The sequence below is a fragment of the Xylanibacter ruminicola genome, assembly GCF_900142525.1.
Taxonomy (GTDB): domain Bacteria; phylum Bacteroidota; class Bacteroidia; order Bacteroidales; family Bacteroidaceae; genus Prevotella; species Prevotella ruminicola_A.
Window position 1 is genome coordinate 104852 of sequence record NZ_FRBD01000006.1, and the last position, 20108, is coordinate 124959.

16 protein-coding genes are annotated in these 20108 nt (G+C 46.0%); 7 read left to right on the plus strand and 9 right to left on the minus strand.

Annotated features, from left to right (window positions below; all coding sequences use genetic code 11):
* Window positions 1–46: 46 nt before the first annotated feature.
* Complete coding sequence (locus BUB86_RS05365; RefSeq protein WP_073206608.1) at window positions 47–2095, plus strand: hypothetical protein; 2049 nt, start codon at window positions 47–49, stop codon at window positions 2093–2095.
* Window positions 2096–2110: 15 nt separating this feature from the next.
* Here BUB86_RS05365 and BUB86_RS05370 read toward each other — a convergent pair whose 3' ends face one another.
* The 6 genes from BUB86_RS05370 to BUB86_RS05395 form a co-directional block, all read right to left on the minus strand.
* Complete coding sequence (locus BUB86_RS05370) at window positions 2111–3271, minus strand: MalY/PatB family protein (RefSeq protein ID WP_073206611.1); 1161 nt, start codon at window positions 3269–3271, stop codon at window positions 2111–2113.
* On the minus strand, window positions 3268–4113 hold the full coding sequence (locus BUB86_RS05375) for a DUF3737 family protein (protein WP_073206614.1): 846 nt from the start codon (window positions 4111–4113) through the stop codon (window positions 3268–3270). The genes BUB86_RS05370 and BUB86_RS05375 overlap by 4 nt, the downstream gene beginning before the upstream one ends.
* Before the next feature lie 114 nt (window positions 4114–4227).
* Window positions 4228–4653, minus strand: a complete 426-nt coding sequence (locus tag BUB86_RS05380) for a DUF3836 domain-containing protein (RefSeq protein WP_081373115.1) — start codon at window positions 4651–4653, stop codon at window positions 4228–4230.
* Window positions 4654–4747: 94 nt separating this feature from the next.
* Complete coding sequence (locus BUB86_RS05385) at window positions 4748–7012, minus strand: glycoside hydrolase family 3 C-terminal domain-containing protein (protein WP_254795099.1); 2265 nt, start codon at window positions 7010–7012, stop codon at window positions 4748–4750.
* A gap of 110 nt (window positions 7013–7122) precedes the next feature.
* A complete protein-coding gene (locus BUB86_RS05390) occupies window positions 7123–8937 on the minus strand; it encodes a glycoside hydrolase family 2 protein (protein ID WP_073206622.1) in 1815 nt (604 codons plus the stop codon).
* 15 nt (window positions 8938–8952) lie between these two features.
* The gene (locus BUB86_RS05395) at window positions 8953–10890 is read right to left on the minus strand and encodes a glycoside hydrolase family 97 protein (protein WP_073206626.1); all 1938 of its coding nucleotides are present in this window, start codon (window positions 10888–10890) and stop codon (window positions 8953–8955) included.
* Window positions 10891–11052: 162 nt separating this feature from the next.
* On the opposite strand from BUB86_RS05395, the gene BUB86_RS05400 reads away from it, so the two are divergent.
* Both BUB86_RS05400 and BUB86_RS05405 read left to right on the plus strand, forming a co-directional pair.
* Window positions 11053–12348 (plus strand): sensor histidine kinase, encoded by a 1296-nt coding sequence (locus BUB86_RS05400; protein ID WP_073206628.1) that lies wholly within the window; start codon window positions 11053–11055, stop codon window positions 12346–12348.
* Complete coding sequence (locus BUB86_RS05405; protein ID WP_073206632.1) at window positions 12345–13046, plus strand: response regulator transcription factor; 702 nt, start codon at window positions 12345–12347, stop codon at window positions 13044–13046. Before BUB86_RS05400 ends, BUB86_RS05405 begins: the two co-directional genes overlap by 4 nt.
* Window positions 13047–13169: 123 nt before the next feature.
* Here BUB86_RS05405 and BUB86_RS05410 read toward each other — a convergent pair whose 3' ends face one another.
* The 3 genes from BUB86_RS05410 to BUB86_RS05420 form a co-directional block, all read right to left on the minus strand.
* The gene (locus tag BUB86_RS05410; protein ID WP_073206635.1) at window positions 13170–13946 is read right to left on the minus strand and encodes a hypothetical protein; all 777 of its coding nucleotides are present in this window, start codon (window positions 13944–13946) and stop codon (window positions 13170–13172) included.
* 93 nt (window positions 13947–14039) lie between these two features.
* Entirely contained in the window at window positions 14040–15029 is a 990-nt protein-coding gene (locus BUB86_RS05415) for a GNAT family N-acetyltransferase (RefSeq protein ID WP_073206755.1), read from the minus strand.
* 19 nt (window positions 15030–15048) lie between these two features.
* On the minus strand, window positions 15049–15873 hold the full coding sequence (locus BUB86_RS05420; protein ID WP_073206638.1) for a glycerol acyltransferase: 825 nt from the start codon (window positions 15871–15873) through the stop codon (window positions 15049–15051).
* A 213-nt stretch (window positions 15874–16086) separates the two neighbouring features.
* Between BUB86_RS05420 and mraZ the strand changes: the two genes are divergently transcribed.
* Genes mraZ through BUB86_RS05440 form a run of 4 tightly spaced genes read left to right on the plus strand, consistent with a single transcriptional unit; the run spans window position 16087 to window position 20092 of the window.
* Window positions 16087–16542 (plus strand): division/cell wall cluster transcriptional repressor MraZ, encoded by a 456-nt coding sequence (gene mraZ / locus BUB86_RS05425; RefSeq protein WP_073206641.1) that lies wholly within the window; start codon window positions 16087–16089, stop codon window positions 16540–16542.
* Window positions 16539–17453 carry a 16S rRNA (cytosine(1402)-N(4))-methyltransferase RsmH gene (rsmH, locus tag BUB86_RS05430; RefSeq protein ID WP_073206644.1) on the plus strand — a complete coding sequence of 305 codons (915 nt, stop codon included), beginning with the start codon at window positions 16539–16541 and terminating at the stop codon, window positions 17451–17453. Before mraZ ends, rsmH begins: the two co-directional genes overlap by 4 nt.
* Window positions 17453–17959 (plus strand): FtsL-like putative cell division protein, encoded by a 507-nt coding sequence (locus BUB86_RS05435; protein WP_254795100.1) that lies wholly within the window; start codon window positions 17453–17455, stop codon window positions 17957–17959. Before rsmH ends, BUB86_RS05435 begins: the two co-directional genes overlap by 1 nt.
* Before the next feature lie 9 nt (window positions 17960–17968).
* The gene (locus tag BUB86_RS05440) at window positions 17969–20092 is read left to right on the plus strand and encodes a penicillin-binding protein (protein ID WP_073206649.1); all 2124 of its coding nucleotides are present in this window, start codon (window positions 17969–17971) and stop codon (window positions 20090–20092) included.
* The last annotated feature ends 16 nt before the right edge of the window (window positions 20093–20108 follow it).

Genomic DNA, 20108 nt, shown 5'->3' on the forward strand with positions numbered 1-20108 from the left:
CTTTGCAAGCAAAATATCGAAATTAAAATCAATTTACCCCTATTTTATGAAGAAACTATTTATTCTACCTCTGCTGCTATTTGCCGCGTTGTCGGTCAACGCACAGAACCCCTATCTCCCACTCTGGGAACATCTGCCTGATGGCGAACCACGTGTTTTCGAGGATCCCGACAACCCAGGCAAACTGCGTGCATACATCATCGGATCGCACGACACCAAATATACTGATTATTGCGGTAGCGACATACGCATGTGGTCGGCACCAGTTGAAGACCTGACCCAATGGCGCGATGAGGGACCGATATTTACCTATTATGTTGACGGACAATGGGACACCATGTTTGCCCCCGACCTGGTAGAGGTGAAGGACAAGGCTACTGGCAAAAAGACCTACTACCTTTATCCTCACTCTCGCGGATGGCAGCGTGTGCCAATGGTTTGTAAAGGCGACAGGCCAAACGGACCTTTCACCCCTATCAATCTGACAGAGGATGGCCGTAAGTGTCTTCCTGGTTCGCTTATCGATTTCGACCCATCGGTATTCATCGAGAACATCACCAATAAGAAGGATAAGGACTACGACAAGGGCTACCGTGCCTACGTATTCTATGGATTCCAGCACTCTACAGCCTGCGAGCTGGATCAGAACACCATGTACTCTATGCGTCCGGGCACAGAACTGCACGACTACTTTATCCCCGCATCGGCCAGCTACGGCAAGGTGCGCGATCCAGAGGGCACACAGTATCCTGCACTCTATAAAGGTCAGAACCCTGGCGAATTCAACTTCTTCGAGGCTTCAAGCATCCGTCAGGTTGGCAACAAGTACGTCATGGTATTCTCAGGCTATAGTGGTCCTGAATACGGACAGGGTTCAACAAACTCTGCGCTTCGTTATGCCTTTGGCGATTCACCCTTAGGTCCCTGGCGCTCTGGTGGTGTATTGGTCGACTCGCGTGGCGTAGTTGAGGGCGAGAACAGCGCCAAACTTATCACCACTAACGCCGCACACAACACCCACGGCTCGCTACAGGAAATAAACGGCCAGTGGTACGTGTTCTATCATCGTCCGCCACGTGGTTTCGGCTACGCTCGTCAGGCAATGGTAGCCCCGGTAAAGATAACCTGGGACAAGAAACCTGTTGCAAAGGGCGGTACTGTAAAAATAACTGGTTATGACCCATATACCGATAAGGCAGGTAACAACGTGTGGACAGCCAAGGCTAGTGATGGCACAGAGTATACAGGCGCAGAAGTAACATCTGAGGGATTCCAGATCTATGGTCTGCCACCATACGCCTACTATTCTGCAGGTATTGCCTGCTTTATGACTGGAGGCACAAACAGCAACGAGTGGATGCAAGATAATCACGACATTTGGAACAACTCTATGGATCTGGCAGGCATCACCAACACAGGCATCGTAGGCTTTAAGTACTTCGGATTTGGTGGACTGGTGAGGGACACCAAGGGTATCAAGGCCTTTAAAGGAGCACAAAAAGGCGATGGAACCACACTGAACCTGAACCTGACTCCTGGCGGACACGGTGCATTTAAGATTCACGTACGCCTCGACAACGCATGGAATGGCGAGGAGATTGCAGTAATCGATGTACCAGCCGATGCACCACGTACAGCAAACATCTACAAGGTAGCCGTTCCTGCCGTTGAGGGACTCACAGGCAAGCACGCCATCTATCTGGTAGCCGAAGGTGCTGACATCAAGACTCCTGCGCGCCCACAGTGGGGCCCACGTCGTGGACCTCAGCGCCCACAGGGATTGTTCGATCTGCACGGAATCGGATTCTCAAAAGCAGGCGAGAAGTTCGAGGCACCAGCAGTGCCTCAGGTTACTATCGAACTCAATGGCACCAAGTTGATTATCCCTGACACACCAATCCGCTTTACCAATCAAAACGGATATACCGACCAGACACGTTATCAGGTTTATGGCAAGACGGGAAAGGATGGCAACACCATCAAGTGCTCTGCTAGTGCACCTGGAGTAACTTTCAAGATCGGAAACGTTGTAGATGGCCGTTGTGCCATCAAAGCAACATACAACGGACTGACTAAGATTTTCCTGATTAACTAAATAAAGGATGCACTTTTAATCGAGTGCATCCTTTATTCTTTTCAAGGCTTCCATCAAACGTGAGCGTTGTGTTGCTATGTTTATTCGCACATACCCCTCACCCGATTGCGGACCATACATGGTGCCTGGATTAAGCCATACCTTGGCTTCACTTAACAGACGATCGCATAAATCTTGTGAAGTTTCGCCCATCTGGCTGATATCTACCCAACACAAGTAAGTGCCCTCAAGCTTACAAACATGCCACTGAGGAATGTTCTTCTCGATGAAATCGCACAAAAACTGGTAATTACCATATAGATATTCATTAAGTGCGTCAATCCAATCCTCGCTATCGTTATAGGCCGCTTTTAAAGCAACAGGGCCAAATGGGTTCAGGTCACACACTTCATTGATATTGATGGCACGATCCAAACGACGGCGCCACTCGGGTTGCGAGCAGATGATATTAGCCACCTGCAATCCTGCGATGTTAAACGACTTGGAGGGGGAGTTAAGTATCACGCTATTTTGGCGGCACGACTCGCTAACCGCAGCAAAAGGTTGGAACTTACTTCCAGGCATCATCAGCTCGCAATGGATCTCGTCGCTTACCACTTTAACACCATACTTAAGACATATATCGTTCATATGCATTAACTCGGTCTTACTCCAAACACGCCCTGTGGGATTGTGAGGGTTGCAAAGCAAGAAAACAGTAGTCTTCTCATCAGCACACTTAGCCTCAAAATCAGCCCAGTCAACCTCAAAGCTATCGTCCTTTCTCACCAAAACGGTTTCAAGCACCTCACAACCGTTATTGCGGACGGAAGAGAAGAAACAGTTATAATCAGGCGATAGAATCAGAACTTTCTCACCGGGCATAGTCAAGGCCTTGATGGCCACAGACATAGCAGGAACAACACCAGTAGTATACAGAATCTCTTCGCGCTGTATAGCCCAGTCATGACGACGCTGGAACCACGAGATTACAGCATCATAGTAGCTATCGTCTACGTGAGTGTAGCCAAACACACCGTGTTCAGCACGCTTACGGATGGCTTCCTGAATGGCAGGTGCAGCCTTGAAGTCCATATCGGCCACCCACAGAGGAATGACTTCATCGCACTCCATCTCATCCCACTTAACGCAGCCCGTGTTGCGTCTATCAATTAACTCATCGAAATTGTAGTTCATTGCCTTGTTTCTATCTTACAACTATTAGGTTGGCGTACGTTTTCATCGATGGTAATGCTACCGATGGAATCGGCAATAATGTGGCCAGAAGTAGGATTCTTGATGTTCTCAATATGTCCCTTAATATCAGCCTCGACCTCAGCATACTCGAATACACGATCGCACGCTGCATCGAAAGTACAACTCTCGAGCACCAGATTCTGAGCGTAGCAAAGCAGCTGCTCGCCAGCCAGATGGCAGTTAACCAATCGCACATTCTTAGAATGCCAGGCCAGGTACTCGCCATCGAGGGTAGAATCGTAGATAGTGATGTTCTCGCACTCCCAGAACGAATCCTTTGTAACAATGTTAGCATTGTGAATCTCTACATTCTTACAATACTGGAACACATATTTGGCATCGCTCTCTAATCCATCAACATAGATATTCTGCGAAAACATAAAAGGATAAGTGCCTTCGTGCAGCTTAACATTCTTAAGTTTCAGCCCGTCGACCTTCCAGAAGGTTTCATCGGCATCGTTAATCACTACGTTTTCAAGTTCCACATTCTTCATCTCGCGGAAGAACTTAGGGCCATCGATGGTGCAGTCTTTCATCACCAAATCGTTAGTATACCAGATGGCCGAACGAGAACCTGGTGCAAAATAGCAGCGCTCTATACGTGCACCATCAACATGCCACCAAGGATACTTTCCATAAAACTTGCTATCATAACACTCCATGCGCTGGCATTGTTTAATACCAGATTCGCCATCAACAATCACGATGTTCTCTAGTCTAAGATCGTGAGTTGCAAACAGAGGTCGCTCACCTCCAAATTCTTTGTCTTTTATCAGTTTCATTGTTTTTGTATATATTCGTCTGCAAAGGTACAAATAAAAATCCGTAATCAGGTTACCCCAATTACGGATTCTGATACCCATTTAAGGGTTTTTATAATTTAAAGAGAGAGAATTCTACTTCACAGCAAGAAGATTGCCATCTAGCGGCTCCATAACAACCATACGCGAGGTAAGATACATATTATCATGAGTCTCGTTCATCTTGTAGGTCTTAACCGATGTGAGATTTGGAGCCTGTGAACGATAGAGTGTAACCTCTGATGGGAGATCGTAGGCCTGTTTGTCAGCATTCCACGAGCTAACCTCTACGTTATAGCCATTCTTATAGTACTTATAAGTAAGACGGCTGCTCTTCTGCCACTCTTTTGTGGCCTCATCCCAGCTCAGAGTCTCCTTGTTGGAGAGTCTTCCCTGCTCATCATACTCATAGCGATACTCGATCTTCTGAGCTACAGTGTTATCAGTGCTCTGTGCATTTGCCTTGAAATTAGCGTTGAAGTACATTGTCAGTACCATTGCTGCTGTGATGATTGCTTCCATATCTCTATAGTTTTAATTGTTATTTTATCTGTTTGACGTTGCAAAGGTACGAAAAGTTGCACGAGCGTTGAGTTATCTTAATGTTATCTTTAGGTTAAATCTGTTTTACCTCCGAAAAATAGTACTTTCTCAGCGGGATATTAACAGCTTCGCCAGTCAGATTTATCTGCTGTTGCAACCTGATATCCTGCGACGATGCACCTATCTTAATAATATACTGTCCTGCCTTGATATTCCACTGGCGCTGGCCCTCATGACTGTAGTAGCCAAGCTGCTCGGTGTACATCTTAACACTGATCTTCTTGCTCTCGCCTGGCTTCAGCGATACACGGGCAAAGCCTTGCAGCTGGATGGGGCGGATGTTTTTATTTCCATCAGCTGGCGACAGATAAATCTGAGCCACCTCATCAGCTGCCATTTTACCGCTATTCTTAACATCGAAGGTAATGTTAAAACTCTCGTCCTTGGTAGTAACCTCAGGAGTAACCTCAAGGTTAGAGTACTCGAATGTGGTATAGCTTAAGCCATAGCCGAATGGCCACTGAACACGAGGATCCTTCTCAGCAGAGTAATTATAGCAGATAGGCTCGTTGATTTCGACATTAGGATAGCTGACAGAGAGCTTAGCTGATGGAGAAATCTTTCCATAAAGGATATCTGCCACAGCGTTTCCTCCTTCCTCGCCTGGATACCAGGCCTGGATGACAGCAGCGCACTTCTCAGCAAGACCTGAAACAACCTGAGCACGTCCACCAAACATCACCAAAACTACAGGCTTACCTGTGTTGATGAGTTCCTGAACATATTCCTCCTGTTTTCCTGGCAGGCGCAGTCCCTGACGATCGCGGTTCTCACCACAAAGCATTACGTTCTCGCCTACAGCTGCAACAATCACATCACAGTCCTGAGCCATACGCAAAGCCTCAGCCTTATCAGTACGCTCACCAGCATCAACCTTACGATGCAGGAGGTTATACTCCCAGGCACGTGCATCGCCCAGCTCGCTGAACTTAGTCTCAATCTCTTCAGTCCAATCGCAACCACGAGAATACATCACGTTCATACCCTCTGGCTTGCGAGAGGCCATAGCCTCAAGCAACTTAACAATATGAGGATTCTCCGATTTATAGTCGAGCATCTTCCAGAAGTACGACATGGCAGGATAAGTATAGTCGCCACACATTGCCCAGATAGAGTTGGCATTAGGACCAGTAAGCAGCACATTCTTTACACCCTTCAAAGGCAGTACGCCATTGTTCTCAAGCAGAACAATCGACTGACTGGCAATATCGTAAGCTGTCTGACGCTCCTCAGGGGTATCAAGTTTGATATCCTCCTTAGAATAGAGATAGGCATCCTTATCAAAGAGTCCAGCACGGAACTTAACACGAAGTACATTCTTAACAGCACGCTCCAGTACCTCAGGCTTTACAAGGCCTTTGTCAATAGCCTCCTGCAGATGCTGATAGTTGGCACCAAAGGGGAAGTCGACATCGTTGCCTGCATTGATGGCAGCGGCAGCCTTCTCAAGGGCAGTTTCGATGTTTGGAATCTGATCGATAGCTGTATAATCGCTAACCACCATACCATCGAAACCCACATATCCCCGAAGAATATCCTGCAGTATCTCGCTATTAGCAACACATCTGGTGCCATGAACATCATGATATCCTGGCATCACAGCTACGCTACCAGTAAGACGGATCATCGTCTCATGAGGCAGAAGAATCTCTTCCATCATCTCCTTCTCGTCAGCATCGCCTCCGCCACCATAGCCCAGATAATGTTTTGAGCAAGCACCAACGCCCTTCTTCATGTTGCCCTGCTGCAAGCCCTTAACAAAGGCTGTACCCATAACGGCTGAAAGATAGCCATCCTCACCATACGATTCCTCCAAACGATTGAAACTTGGTGTGCGACATACGTCAACCATTGGCGAAAGGGCCAATATACCCCCCATCTTACGCAACTGAGTACTTGTCTGACGAGTTTTGAGTTCAGCCAATTCAGGGTTAAACGAACCTGCCTGACCTATCTGCTGAGGATAGATAGTAGATCCTAGGGTATTGATACCAGAGAGTACCTCCTCGTGCAGAAGAGCAGGAATGCCGTTGGGCGTATTGTGCATCAGCCAGTCTTGAATGGCAATAGCACGATCGCGAAGATCCTGAGGTTCGCGAGGCTGCTGCATACAGAACTGCGAGAAGTGACCGATGCCAAAGGGTATCAACTCCTTGCACTTGGCCGTATCGAGTTTACCCTGTTCATCGAAGAGTTCATCCATATACATACTCTTCAACTGTGCAATGCGCTCCTCCTGAGGCATCTTCTGGTAGAGTTCATCAATTTGCTGTTCCATGTCTGTTGCTTGAGTGTTACAACTTACTAGTAGTGCAGAAAGCCCCGTTATGACCAAACTGCCAATAGTATTTAGATTCTTCATCATTGGATTTATTACCTTATTTATTATTACTTGCTTTCATACCACTTTTTCAACACATAGAAGGCCTTCTTCTTCTCGCCCTTGTCGCTGAACAAGCCCTTACGGTTATAGTAGTCCTGAACACCTGGCAGTACTCTACGAGGCGAACGGAAGTCTTTCAGAATCCAAGGAGTAGTACCAGCAAGACCCTCAATCTTATCGAGCATAGCAATATTCTCGATATACAGATTCTCCTGGAACTCCTCAGTCCATCGCTGGTTCTTGGCGCCATGATAACCATATCTGGCTCCACCACCAAACTCGCTGATGATGACTGGCTTATTGTATGGAATCTCCCACTTCATCTTGGGTGCATCGTTCACATCGCGATACCAACCAATATACTGGTTGAAGCTAACCACATCAACATACTGATTCATGTTATCGTTCAGGCGATTAACGTAGTTTGAAGCACCTGTTACCTCCATAGCCATAGAGATAAGACGCGTATTATCTAAGCTACGTGCATACTTGGCCAGACGACCCAAGAAATCATCGCGCTGAGCTGAATGAGGTGTCTCGTTGGCGATACTCCAGATGATTATATTTGCACGATTATGGTCGCGAGCAATCATATCTGTGAGTTGCTGCTTAGCATTCTCGAAAGTCTTAGGATTGGTCCATGCGATAGTCCAATAGCAAGGAATCTCCGACCACACCAGGATGCCCTGACGTTCAGCCTCGCGAACCATATTCTCACTGTGTGGATAGTGAGCCAGACGAACGTAGTTACAACCTAACTCCTTAGCCCAACCTAGCAGGGTACGAGCATCCTCAACAGAATTGGCACGACCACCTCCATTTGGTTTCTCTTCATGGATAGAGATACCCTTCAGGAAGATAGGTTTACCATTCAGCAGTATCTGCTTGTCGCGAGTCTCAATCGTGCGGAAGCCTATCTCGTCAGTAAGCTTTGATGTGTCGAGCGAGAGGTTAACCTGATAGAGTTTGGGATTCTCAGGGCACCAGAGCTGGAGTTTCTTAGCTGCCACCTTGAGTGTAGCGCTCACTTTGCCTTCAGCATCAGTAGTAAGCTGCTGTTCCAGTTTCAGTTCTGGTATATGTACACAAACCTTGTGCCCTGCCTCCTTGACGTTAAGCTTTGCAGTAAACGAGATTTCTCTCTGCTTGGCCTTATCGGCAGCCTTCTTGAGTTGCAGGCTATAGTCCTCGAGATATGTCATGGGCACCTTAACCAGCTTCACATCGCGAGTGATACCACCATAGTTCCACCAATCGAATATCAACGTGGGCACATCTTCAGCATGACGCTTGTTGTCTACCTTTACAACCACCACATTCTCGCCATCTTTCAGCAGATTGGTGATGTCGTAGTTGAATGGTGTGAAACCACCCACATGGTGACCTGCCCTCTTGCCGTTAACCCAAACATAACTATCGTAGTTGACTGCGCCAAAATACAAGAAGGTGCGATAATCGCTCATGGTCTTTGCCTCGAAGCTCTTCTTGAACCATACAGTTCCCTCGTAGAAGAACAAGCGCTCGTCCTGAGTATTCCAGTCAGAAGGAATCTTCATGGTTGGCGACTTATCGAAGTCGTACTCAATCAAGTCTTCTGGCTTCTGTGGCTTGGCATTCTTAAAGAATCCATACGCCATTGGTTTCATACGATAATCGTAGTAGCCCTCTTCCTGAACATCTACGATATAATTCCAATCGCCATTCAGCGAACAACTCTCGTATGCATTGATATTCTGAATCAATGGCAACGTTACTTCCTCAGCTGAAGCTGTGAGCACAAAGCCCACTGCCAGCATCATAGCAGATAGTAATTTTTTCATATTACTTCGTATATTTTATTTAATAATCAATCCTCCATTGGGTTGGATAGTAATCTTTGCTATTCCTTTCTTATCCACCTTAACAGTAGTCTTAGTAGGTTCGCCCTTCTGATTGTCTACATAAAGAGTAGCAACCTTTCCTGCAAACATCGGGAGCTGAAGATTCAGCTTAAGTGGCTCCTTCTGAGCGTTCAGCCCAGCGATATACCAATCGGCACCGTGACGACGAGCCAGAACAACATACTTGCCAGGATAGCCATCTACGAACTGAGTCTCATCCCATGTAGCAGGAAGCTGACGCAGGAAATCGAGCTCGAACTGAGGCAACTCTGTGAGGTTGTTTGGATACATAGCCACACACTGGATTGAAGTCTGGTTGGTGATACCAGAAGCCATCTCGAAGATATCGGTAGTCTTGCGAGAGTGACGACTCTTGTTGTCGCGACTCATGTGCTTATTCATAATCACTCCACCCCAATCCATCGAGGCGATGGCGTTACGACAGAATGGATGCAGACACAGATCGAATGGCTCATGGATAGCAGCACCCTCGCCAAAGAATACATTCTCGCTGGCCAAAACTGCCTCTGATGCTACGTAGTTAGGGAACATACGCTCCCATCCGCGAGGCAGAGTGCAACCATGGAAAATGACCTGAATATCATAGCGATTGGCATCAACCATGATATCCTCGTAGAGGCGCAGCGTTTCCTGCTTGTCGCCTCCAAAGAAATCTACTTTGATTCCCTTTACGCCAATCTTCTGCAACCAAGCAAACTCGCGATTGCGTGCAAGCGATGAGTTCAAGCAATTACGTGGTCCCTGAGGTGCATCGTTCCAAGCGCCATTAGAGTTATACCAAAGCATCAGCGATACGCCCTTGCTCTGAGCATACTTTGAAAGTTCTACCATACGGTCGCGACCTATCTGGGCATCCCAAAGGGCATCAACCAAGCAATACTCATAGCCCATAATAGAAGCAAGGTCGATGAGTTTTACCTGATCATCGTAGTTCGTGGCGCCATCCTGCCAGAGTAGCCAACTCCATGTATAGCGTCCCGACTTATAATCGTAAGCAGGTTCGTACAGAGGATCCACCACGTCGTAGCTTACTGTAGTCTCTACAATTGGCTTCAAAGTCTTACCAACGGTAATGGTGCGCCAAGGAGTCTCAGCAGGCAACGACATAGCCACGAACTCAGAGCCGAAGCCACCATTCTCGCCTTTATCAGGAAATGCGATGGTATAGCCGCTTTCTGGCTGATAGTCAGACAGATGCGTTCCACAATAAGTGCCAGTAGTACCTGTCTCGCTTACCAAAGCCCATCCTTCAGAAAGATGGAACAAACATGGGAAGGTATAGCCACGACCATAGTGTGACTTATCTGTCAGCTTACCATCAACGCTGTAACCCTCTTCGTAGCTTGGTTTTGTCTGAGCCCAACCTGTTTCAGGTCCAATCTGTGGAGTGATAAAAGTAGTGGTTCCATCGGGGAAATTAAAACTGGTGGCCTCACCAAATATCAAAGTACGCTGCTTGTCGCGTGGGCCTTTCTTGATGCCATATCTGAAAGCCACATCGTTATCAGACACCATAAAGGTGATGTTCATCTGGAGTTTCTGCTGATTCTCGAGAGTCAACACAAGCTTGTTGGCTTTATAGTCAACATGTGATGTCTTGATATTGCGAATATCATACTGCTTCTCAACAGCCTCAGTCTTGCTGCCAACAATCTTCAGTCCGTTGATAAGATCGCCAATGCTAGTGTTAAGGCCCAGATTTGATTTTGTTACCATCTGCTTACCATCAAGCGACACACAATAAGTGGCCTTTCCGCCTTCATCGCTTATGGTTACTTCAAGATTTCCACTTGGAGATTTCACCTTTACCTCTTCAGCCCGACAAAGGCCTACAGCCATTAAGGCTGCTACAAATAACAATTTTCTGGTCATACTACTTCTATTATTCTGGTTTTTGGTTGCAAAGATACGAATTATATATTAAGGTAGGAAGTCCCCCTGCGTTAACAAATTGTAAAAATCACACTTCTAAGATAGTCTTTTCTATTATTGGGCGTCTTATCTGAGAAAAAAGAATTAATTTTGCAAACAGTTATGCATACGGGTAAGTATAAATATGTGTCGATAGTAAGCGCAGTAGCAGTATTACTGTTGCTGGCTCTATACATGTGGATGACCTACCGCTCTGTAACCAAGGACATCACAGAGCGTGCAGGTAACCAGCTTACTTGGGCCATGTTCTACGAGAGTTACACTCGAGCCGATATCGTAACTAAAGGCGATACGCTCAATTTGCCTGATGCCAGAGGAAATCTTTCGCTTGCCTCATCAGTAGAGGGAATGAACGATGCCTTGAGCGCCAAGTACCACTCAGAGATATCGCTGGATACAGTAGCCATCTATGTAGATTCACTCCTAAGTGTGGCAGATATTAATCGCAATGTAACCATCTTGGAGGTTGATGCTTCGAGAAAGGTGCTCAGACGAAATAACGATAGAAACACATCCTTTTCGCTCCTGACTCATCCAGTCAGCATCCGCAGAGACCAATCAAAGGCGATACAGATAGCACTTAACAACCCCTACCCAGAGTTGGCGCAAAAGCTGAGTCCGCTATTCCTGATTAGTGCCATCATCCTTGGTTTCTTTGCCATCATCATCGTCCAACTGCTAAGATTCATCACAGAGCAGGAGCAGATGGCAGAACTACGCAACGACTTCTCGTATGCGATGGTTCACGACATGAAATCGCCGCTTTCATCGATAATCATGGGTGCTCACTTCCTGCATAGCGGCAAGGTTGACGACAAGCCACAAATCAAAGAAAAGTACTACACGATTATCGAGGATGAGGCAGAACACTTGTTGGCCCTAGTCAACAAGCTGCTCACCATCTCTAAACTCGAGAACAAAAAACTCATTCTGAACAAGTGGGACATCTATCTTGAGCCAATAATCAACGATTTAATCGACAAAACCAAGGCTAAAGCCACCAAACCGCTTGAGATTGTAACAGACCTCAAGGTAAAGAATGTTCTGGCTGATGAGCAATACCTGACTGAGGCCATAGCTAATCTACTGGACAACGCCATCAAATACTCAAGAGAAGAGATAAAAATCAAGATTTCAACGATAGATACAGACAAAAACGTGCTCCTGAAGGTGCGCGATAACGGTATAGGTATCACCAGGGAAGAACAGAAGATTATCTTCGACAAGTTCGGACGTGCTGCTATCCACGAGAAGAATCGCAAAGGCGGCGTTTCAGGCTTTGGATTAGGTCTGAACTACGTAGACCAAGTGATGCAAGCCCATGGAGGAAAGGTGACTGTATCAAGCGAGAAGGACAAATTTTCAGAATTTACACTTTATATCCCAAAGAACGTATGATCAAGTTATTGCTAGTTGAAGACGACGAATCGCTCGCATACATCGAGAAGACAGGTCTGGAAGACATTATTGGTGGCTACGAGGTAAGCACAGCCAAGAATGGCAAGGAAGGTGTGAAAGCATGGGAAGAAATTCACCCAGACGTTATCATCTCAGATATCGACATGCCCGTAATGAATGGCTTCGAGATGGTAGAACGCATCCGCGAGACTGATGGCGATGTCATCATCATCTTTACCTCGGCCCTCACATCGCCAAACGATGTCAAGGCTGGCTATCGCTTAGGCATCAACAACTACGTCAAAAAACCATTCGTTCCAGAAGAGCTCGACGCTCATATCCAGGCACTTATGAAGATGCGTGGAGGCGCCAAGACCCAGAACGAGACAAGTCACTATAAGTTAGGCAAATACACATTGGATGCCAACCACGCCACACTTCGCAATGATGAAACTGGCGCCACTCAGACTATCACTCAGCGAGAGGCGCAAATTCTCCAATTACTGGCTGAGAACAAGAACAATGTGGTGCGTAGAGAAGCCATCTTGAGCCGCTTCTGGAATACAGAAGATGACTACTTTGCATCGAGAAGTCTCGATGTATTCATCAATAAGCTTCGCAAAGTATTGGCAGACGAACCCAAGATCAACCTCAAAACCGTTCGAGGCATCGGCTTGCAATTGCTAGTAGAAGCCTAATTCATTACTTAAGGGCAGCACCAGTACTTACGTAGGCGCACTCCAGTACTTCCGTTAGAGGACTCGAGTACTTTAGGCAGAGGACTGCAGTCCTTCAGTAGGAGGACTGAGAGCGCATAACTACTAATCAATTGGTTTAGTAGGCTCTAACACCTTCATAGCATAAACAAGGAAATAAATTGTTGCTACTAAAGGAAGGAAAGCAAACCAACCCCAAGATGTTCCTATCGAACTAAGAATAACAATCCAATAGGCCACATCTCCTATTATAACGGGTACTACACTACGCGAATACTCATAGATCCAGCCTTCGGCCAAAGCAATAATGAAACCTATAGTTGCAAATGAAGTCTGAGATACAAGAATTAAAAAAACACCCATAACACCTGCATAAAAAGGAATTATCACAACGGGGCGATGTTTCCAATCCAATATCTCACGCAGCACAGCACCATATATAACAAGGTTATCCGTAGCTTCTATGATAACAATCAGCAAAATTGAATAAACGGGATGAGAGCGCATCCATCCAATTGACTCCTGCACCGAATCGCCCCAGAAAAGCTCTTGCGAAGGCATCGCATTATTCAGTATGGCAATAGTTGCAAAGAAAATGACCATACACACATAAACCTTCAAACGAGACTTCTTTGGCGCACGACCTAAAGTATAGCTGGCAAAACCAAGCTTCAGGAACACCCAGTTAAGTATGATGCACAATAATAATATCAATGCGGAACCTGCATAAACCATCACACTCATTGATGTGGTAGTTCCCACCTCATTTCCATAGAATCCATCGATGAAACCGGCAATTAATCCCAGCATAGCACCACCTATGAATATCACAACGAGTGTGATACCCAACGCCAAAAGTAGATACATCATTGCCTTCTTCATCGCCTTTGCATTCTTTTATCTGGGTGCAAAGGTACGATGAAAATCTTAAAGTAATATAAAAAGGAATGTTATCTTTACGTTAAATCTTTTAACTTACTTTTCTTTGTAGATAACTTTGTTAGCTCCGCTGGTAATCTTCAGAGCCTCAGGATGTTCCTTGATAAACGAGTCGATGTGACGCACACGCTTCTCCTCAAGAATCTCATCCACAGCAATCAGGATACCAGTTTCCTCAACATCGCCAAAGCCATAGTTGATAGCAGTACCAAACAGCTTCATGGTTGGCGAAAGACTCATGTAGGCATTAACTAATGGTGGGATGTTATAACCCAACTTGCGGATTTCGCCATTAAGCACCCTATAGTCATCTTTAAACGATTTTCCTGCAAAAAGATTCTCCAATTCCTTCGGATCTGTATCCAATTCTAGCGGTTTCATCGGTATAATCAGCTTCTCCTTGTCATCAAAATGTTTCTTCAAGAAGTAGAGAATCATATCGCGACCCTTGCGGATATACGAAGGATACATAGTCATTTTACCAAAGAAATACTTAACGTTTGGCTTGATAACCGTAAGCGCACCAAGTCCATCCCACAGATTATCTAGAGCAAACAGACTCTTGGCTCCCATACGAGAACTCTGATAAGGAAGAGAGACAAATGAACGTCCGAGTTCGATGGTCCAAGGCGCATATTCCTTAATAAACTTGTCAGAGAAATGGAACATATGACTGGTAGCCAGAATGGGCTGGCCCTTTTCATCGTAATCCCAGTCGGTACCAAGCAGATATCTATAGCCACCAATAATCTCTTCAGCCTCAGGGTTCCACACTATCAACTGCTTGTAACAGTTTTCACAAATATCGAATTCATCGATATCCATATCCTTACCGGTACCACCACCTGCCTCGCGGAAAGCTATCTCACGAAGTCGGCCTATCTCCTTCATCACATTAGGAGCATTATGAGCTGTTACGACATAGATTTCATTGTGGCTCTTGTTCGTCATACGAAGCTGACGATCGGGAGTGAGTTCACTCTTGAGCACTTCTTTGGCTATAGGCTGGATAATTTCTTGTTCCATTCTCTCTTTCTTAAGTTGTTTATAGTTTATAGACTTGTTCACGCACAAATTCTGCCCATTCCATCGGAGTTTTTGACTTATCAAACGTCTGCCAGGGAATAGGCTTACCTATCTTTACTTCAAAGCTCTTGTGTACATTTTTGTACATTTCATCGACAAGAAACAGCATAGCCAGATTAAATGGCAGATGCTTATCGCTGAAGTTGGCCAAGCGATAGAAGAACTTACTGTTCTCGCCACTAAAATGAATGGGCACCACATCGCGCTGATATTCTACACTCTTTGAAATAAAGGTCTTTTTCCAAGGGATATCCTGAATAACACCATTCTTCTTACGAGAACAGATGCCAGCAGGGAACATCAGCATGTGATGATCGCTCTTGAATCCTGCTTCAACCATTGCTGGGAAGTTGCGACTCTGGTTACCCGTCTTGTTGATAGGGATACACAATGGAGCAAGACCTGGAAGATTCATCAACAGATCGTTAACCAGATAACGGAATCGCCCATCATAAAATCTGCCAATAATGGCTCCAAGTGCCACACCATCTTCACCGCCCAATGGGTGATTGCTTACAAAAGTATATAGTTTGCCATCGTTGGGGTCAGGTAGATTCTCCTTTCCAACGATGTTCAGAGTCATATCGAGGTATCTAACACATTCCTCCAACCACTCTACACCAACCTTATCACGACTCTCCCAAAGAAAAGCGTTAACCTGGTCTTGATGGGCTATCTTTTTTAGCCAATTAACCAATGGACGAGGCACAAATTTAGCCTTCGCGCCCATCTTTCCTTTGAGGATCTGATCAATGTCGATCGTTTGCTCAGTTACTGTTGTCATTTCTCTCATGCACTAACGCGTTGCAAAAATAGCACATTTCTTTGAATAATGAGCAAAAAAAGAAGAAAAAACTTTGTTTTTAAATGTATTTAGGACTGAAAGGGGGGCGTAATCAACAAAAAAAGGTTAAAAACAAAAAAAAGTGGGGAATTGTGGCGTAAAGTGGGGAAAAATGACTAACTTTGCGCCAAATTTATTATTAAATAGGTACGTATGCGATTTATAGGTAATATAGAGGCCAAAACAGACGCTAAGGGAAGAGCCTTCCTGCCAGCCGTTTTCCGCAAGGTGCTTCAGGCATCTGGCGAGGATGGGCTGGTGCTGAGAAAGGATGTCTTCCAGAACTGTCTGGTCCTATATCCTGAAAGTGTATGGAACGAGCGACTCGACCTTTTGAAATCACAGCTCCGCCCATGGAAGCAGGCGCACCAGCAGATATTCCGCCAGTTTGTATCCGAGGCGGAGGTAGTGACACTTGATGGCAACGGAAGATTCTTAATCTCAAAGCGACTGATGAAAGTAGCCGAGATCGAGCAGGACCTCCAGTTTATCGGAATGGACAATACCATCGAGATTTGGGCACCCGAAAAACTTAAAGAAACATTAAAGAGCGAAGAGGAATTCGGAATCGAACTTGAGAACATCATGAACGTCAGCGACAATCTATGATTATTACTGCCGAAACATATCACGTACCAGTGCTACTCAATGAGAGCATAGACGGACTTGCCATCAAGTCCGATGGTGTCTATGTTGATGTAACCTTCGGAGGTGGAGGTCATAGCAAGGAAATATTACGCAGACTGGGTGAAAAGGGACATTTATACAGTTTCGACCAAGATCCTGATGCTGAAAAGAACATTGTTGATGACAATCGCTTCACTTTTGTCCGTAGCAACTTCAGATACTTGAAGAACTGGATGCGCTATTACGGTGTAGACCACATCGATGGATTGCTGGCCGACCTTGGCGTATCAAGTCATCACTTTGATGACGAAACACGCGGGTTCTCATTCCGTTTCGACGCTCCATTAGACATGCGAATGAACAAGCGCGCAGGAACCACTGCTGCTGAGATACTTAACAACTACGACGAGGAGCAGTTGGCAGACATCTTCTATATATATGGAGAGCTGAAGAATGCCAGGAAGATTGCTTCAACCATCGTAAAGACTCGCAACGAGAAGAAGATAGAAACTACTGGCGACTTGATGAATGTCACAGAACGACTATTCCAGCGTGAAAGAGAGAAGAAAGAGATGGCAAAGATGTTCCAGGCCCTGAGAATAGAGGTCAACCACGAGATGGACGCCCTGAAGGAGATGCTGAATGGAGCGATGGACATGCTATGCGAAGGTGGACGCCTCTCAGTTATCACCTACCACTCGCTCGAAGACCGTATCGTAAAGAACATGATGAAAGCAGGCAATGTGGAAGGTAAGATTAAACAGGACTTCTTTGGACGCATTGAAGCCCCCTTCCGCCTAGTTAATAATAAGGTAATAGTACCCAGCGACGAGGAGCAGCAGCAGAACCCACGAAGCAGAAGCGCCAAACTGAGAGTGGCCGAAAAGATATAATGAAGAGAAAAGAGATGGAGAATAAGGACAGCATAGAACTGGAAATGCAGGAAATCATCGAGGAGCAACCAGCGACTAAAGAGGAAGTTAGTCTAAAGGAAGAAGCCTCTGAGATGAAGGAGCATGCCAAGAAAACCATCCAGAAGATTAAGGAACAAGTGAAGGAAGAGGATACTCGTCCCACGTCGTCCTTGAACCTCAGGACTATTCTTGGTGGCGACTTCTTGACTGCAGAGATGGTGCGCAAACAGATTTGGCTAGTTGTGCTCATGGTGTTCTTTACCATCATCTATGTGGCCTCAAGATACCAGTGCCAGCAAGACCTGATTGCCATCGACAAGCTAGAGAAGGAATTGCTTGATGCCAAATACAAGGCACTATCAAGTTCAAGCACTCTCACAGAGATGTGTCGCGAGAGTCACGTACTGGATGCTCTCAAACAGAATAACGATAGTTTGCTGCATATTTCAGACCAGCCACCATATATAATTAATGTACCAGAATAAAAAGAAGAGATGAGTAAGTTCAATAACGATAAGGTCATGCCACGCTACTTCGCTATCGCAGTAGTACTTACGCTTATTGGTTTTGCCGTAGTAGGCAAGGCCATGTACATCATGACTGCCAAAAAGGATTATTGGACTCAGGTAGCATCTCGTTTGAAACGCGATAGCGTGGTTGTTAAGCCTAATCGCGGAAACATTCTAAGCTGCGATGGTCAGTTAATGGCCAGCAGTATTCCTGAATACAAGCTTTATATGGACTTCCAGGCTGGAGCCGACGATTCTACAGGCATGCACAACCGCGACTCCATCTGGGCAGCAAATATCGATACCATCTGTTACGGATTGAACCAAATATTTCCACAAAAATCTGCAGCAGAATTTAAAGCCAACCTGATGGAAGGCAAGCACAAAGTACAAAAGAACGGAACTGTTGGCGCCCGCCATTGGGATATATGGCCAAGACGCGTAGACTACAACACGTTCTGTGAGGTACACAACCTGCCTATCTTTAAAGAACGCACATATAAAGGCGGATTCCATTGGGAGACCTACAACTCTCGTCGCAGGCCTTTCGGAACATTGGCTCGACGTACCATCGGAGAGATGTTTGGTGCTAAGGATAGCGCCAAAAACGGTCTGGAACTATCACTCGACACGCTGCTCCGAGGCAAAAACGGCTTAATGCATCGCAGAAAGATTCTGAGCAAGTATCTTGACATTCCTGTGCTATCGCCAGAAGATGGTGTGGATGTAGTAACAACCATCGATGTTGGCATGCAGGATTTAGCTGAGCGTGCCCTTATTGATGAGTTGAAGGAGATTAACGGTGAGATGGGCGTTGCCATCCTGATGGAGGTAAAAACCGGCGATGTAAAAGCTATCGTAAATATGACCAGAGGTCAGGACGGTAATTATTATGAGATGGTGAACAACGCCATCAGCTATCGTTGCGAACCAGGATCAGTATTCAAGGTAGCTTCGTTCCTTGTAGCGTTAGACGATGGAGTGATTGATACTACCATGACCATCCCTACAGGATGCGGCGTGATGGAGATGCACGGCCGCCCCATGAAGGATCACAACTGGCGTCGTGGCGGATATGGAACCATCAATGTGGCTCGTGCGCTCGAAGTAAGCTCGAACATCGGAGTGAGCTACCTCATCGACAAGTATTACGGCCACAACCCTAGAAAATATGTTGAGGGTCTGTATCGCATAGGTATTCACGAGGATCTGAAGCTGCCGTTGGTAGGTTATCACACCCCAATGATTCGTATGCCAGACACCAAGACAACAGACAAATCAAAATATTGGAGTAAGACCACCCTGCCCTGGATGAGTATAGGTTACGAAACCCAGATAGCACCCATCAACACCGTTGCATTCTATAATGCTATCGCCAACGATGGCAAGATGATGCAGCCTCGCTTCATCAAACAGTTGGTAAAGAACGGCGAGGTTATCAGGGAGTTCGAGCCCGTAGTACTGAAGGAGCGTATTGCCAAGCCCCAGACCATCAAGACCATGCAGACCATCTTGGAGCATGTGGTAAGTCAGGGATTGGGAAAGAAAGCTGGTTCAAGATCATTTAAGGTTGCAGGTAAAACAGGTACAGCTCAGGTGGCCGACCAGTACGGAAGCTACCACTCAGGCGTTACCCGCTATTGGCTCAGCTTCGCAGGATTCTTCCCTGCTGACAATCCACGCTACACCTGCATCGTATGTCTGAAGAAATCAGGCCTTCCTGCTTCAGGTGGTGGTATGAGTGGTGTAGTATTCCATCATATAGCCGAAGGCGTGATGGCTCAGAATCTGAAACGTAGTGTTGATGCTGCACGCGACGCATCATCTGTTTTGACGCCAGATGTAAAGAGGGGCGACAACACAGCTGCCAACCTTGTTTTGGCAAGTCTCGGAACAAAGGCCTCGAATCAGAGTAGCACCAACTATCGCGAGAGCAGCAAGCGCCTAGTACCCGATGTTACGGGAATGGGTGCGAAAGATGCCGTATATCTGTTAGAAAGTAGGCACATAAAGGCCAGAGTAAAAGGTAGAGGAAAAGTAAAGTCACAAAGTATCCACGCTGGAACTGCCATTAAGCAGGGCATGGTGTGTGAACTCATTTTAGATTAATATATATAATAAGGTA

Bases quoted from the DNA above. Each gene is read 5' to 3' on its own strand.
- BUB86_RS05365 (WP_073206608.1), top strand. From the start codon at position 47: ATGAAGAAACTATTTATTCTACCTCTGCTGCTATTTGCCGCGTTGTCG.
- BUB86_RS05370 (WP_073206611.1), bottom strand. From the start codon at position 3,271: ATGAACTACAATTTCGATGAGTTAATTGATAGACGCAACACGGGCTGC.
- BUB86_RS05375 (WP_073206614.1), bottom strand. From the start codon at position 4,113: ATGAAACTGATAAAAGACAAAGAATTTGGAGGTGAGCGACCTCTGTTT.
- BUB86_RS05380 (WP_081373115.1), bottom strand. From the start codon at position 4,653: ATGGAAGCAATCATCACAGCAGCAATGGTACTGACAATGTACTTCAAC.
- BUB86_RS05385 (WP_254795099.1), bottom strand. From the start codon at position 7,012: ATGGAACAGCAAATTGATGAACTCTACCAGAAGATGCCTCAGGAGGAG.
- BUB86_RS05390 (WP_073206622.1), bottom strand. From the start codon at position 8,937: ATGAAAAAATTACTATCTGCTATGATGCTGGCAGTGGGCTTTGTGCTC.
- BUB86_RS05395 (WP_073206626.1), bottom strand. From the start codon at position 10,890: ATGACCAGAAAATTGTTATTTGTAGCAGCCTTAATGGCTGTAGGCCTT.
- BUB86_RS05400 (WP_073206628.1), top strand. From the start codon at position 11,053: ATGCATACGGGTAAGTATAAATATGTGTCGATAGTAAGCGCAGTAGCA.
- BUB86_RS05405 (WP_073206632.1), top strand. From the start codon at position 12,345: ATGATCAAGTTATTGCTAGTTGAAGACGACGAATCGCTCGCATACATC.
- BUB86_RS05410 (WP_073206635.1), bottom strand. From the start codon at position 13,946: ATGAAGAAGGCAATGATGTATCTACTTTTGGCGTTGGGTATCACACTC.
- BUB86_RS05415 (WP_073206755.1), bottom strand. From the start codon at position 15,029: ATGGAACAAGAAATTATCCAGCCTATAGCCAAAGAAGTGCTCAAGAGT.
- BUB86_RS05420 (WP_073206638.1), bottom strand. From the start codon at position 15,873: ATGACAACAGTAACTGAGCAAACGATCGACATTGATCAGATCCTCAAA.
- mraZ (WP_073206641.1), top strand. From the start codon at position 16,087: ATGCGATTTATAGGTAATATAGAGGCCAAAACAGACGCTAAGGGAAGA.
- rsmH (WP_073206644.1), top strand. From the start codon at position 16,539: ATGATTATTACTGCCGAAACATATCACGTACCAGTGCTACTCAATGAG.
- BUB86_RS05435 (WP_254795100.1), top strand. From the start codon at position 17,453: ATGAAGAGAAAAGAGATGGAGAATAAGGACAGCATAGAACTGGAAATG.
- BUB86_RS05440 (WP_073206649.1), top strand. From the start codon at position 17,969: ATGAGTAAGTTCAATAACGATAAGGTCATGCCACGCTACTTCGCTATC.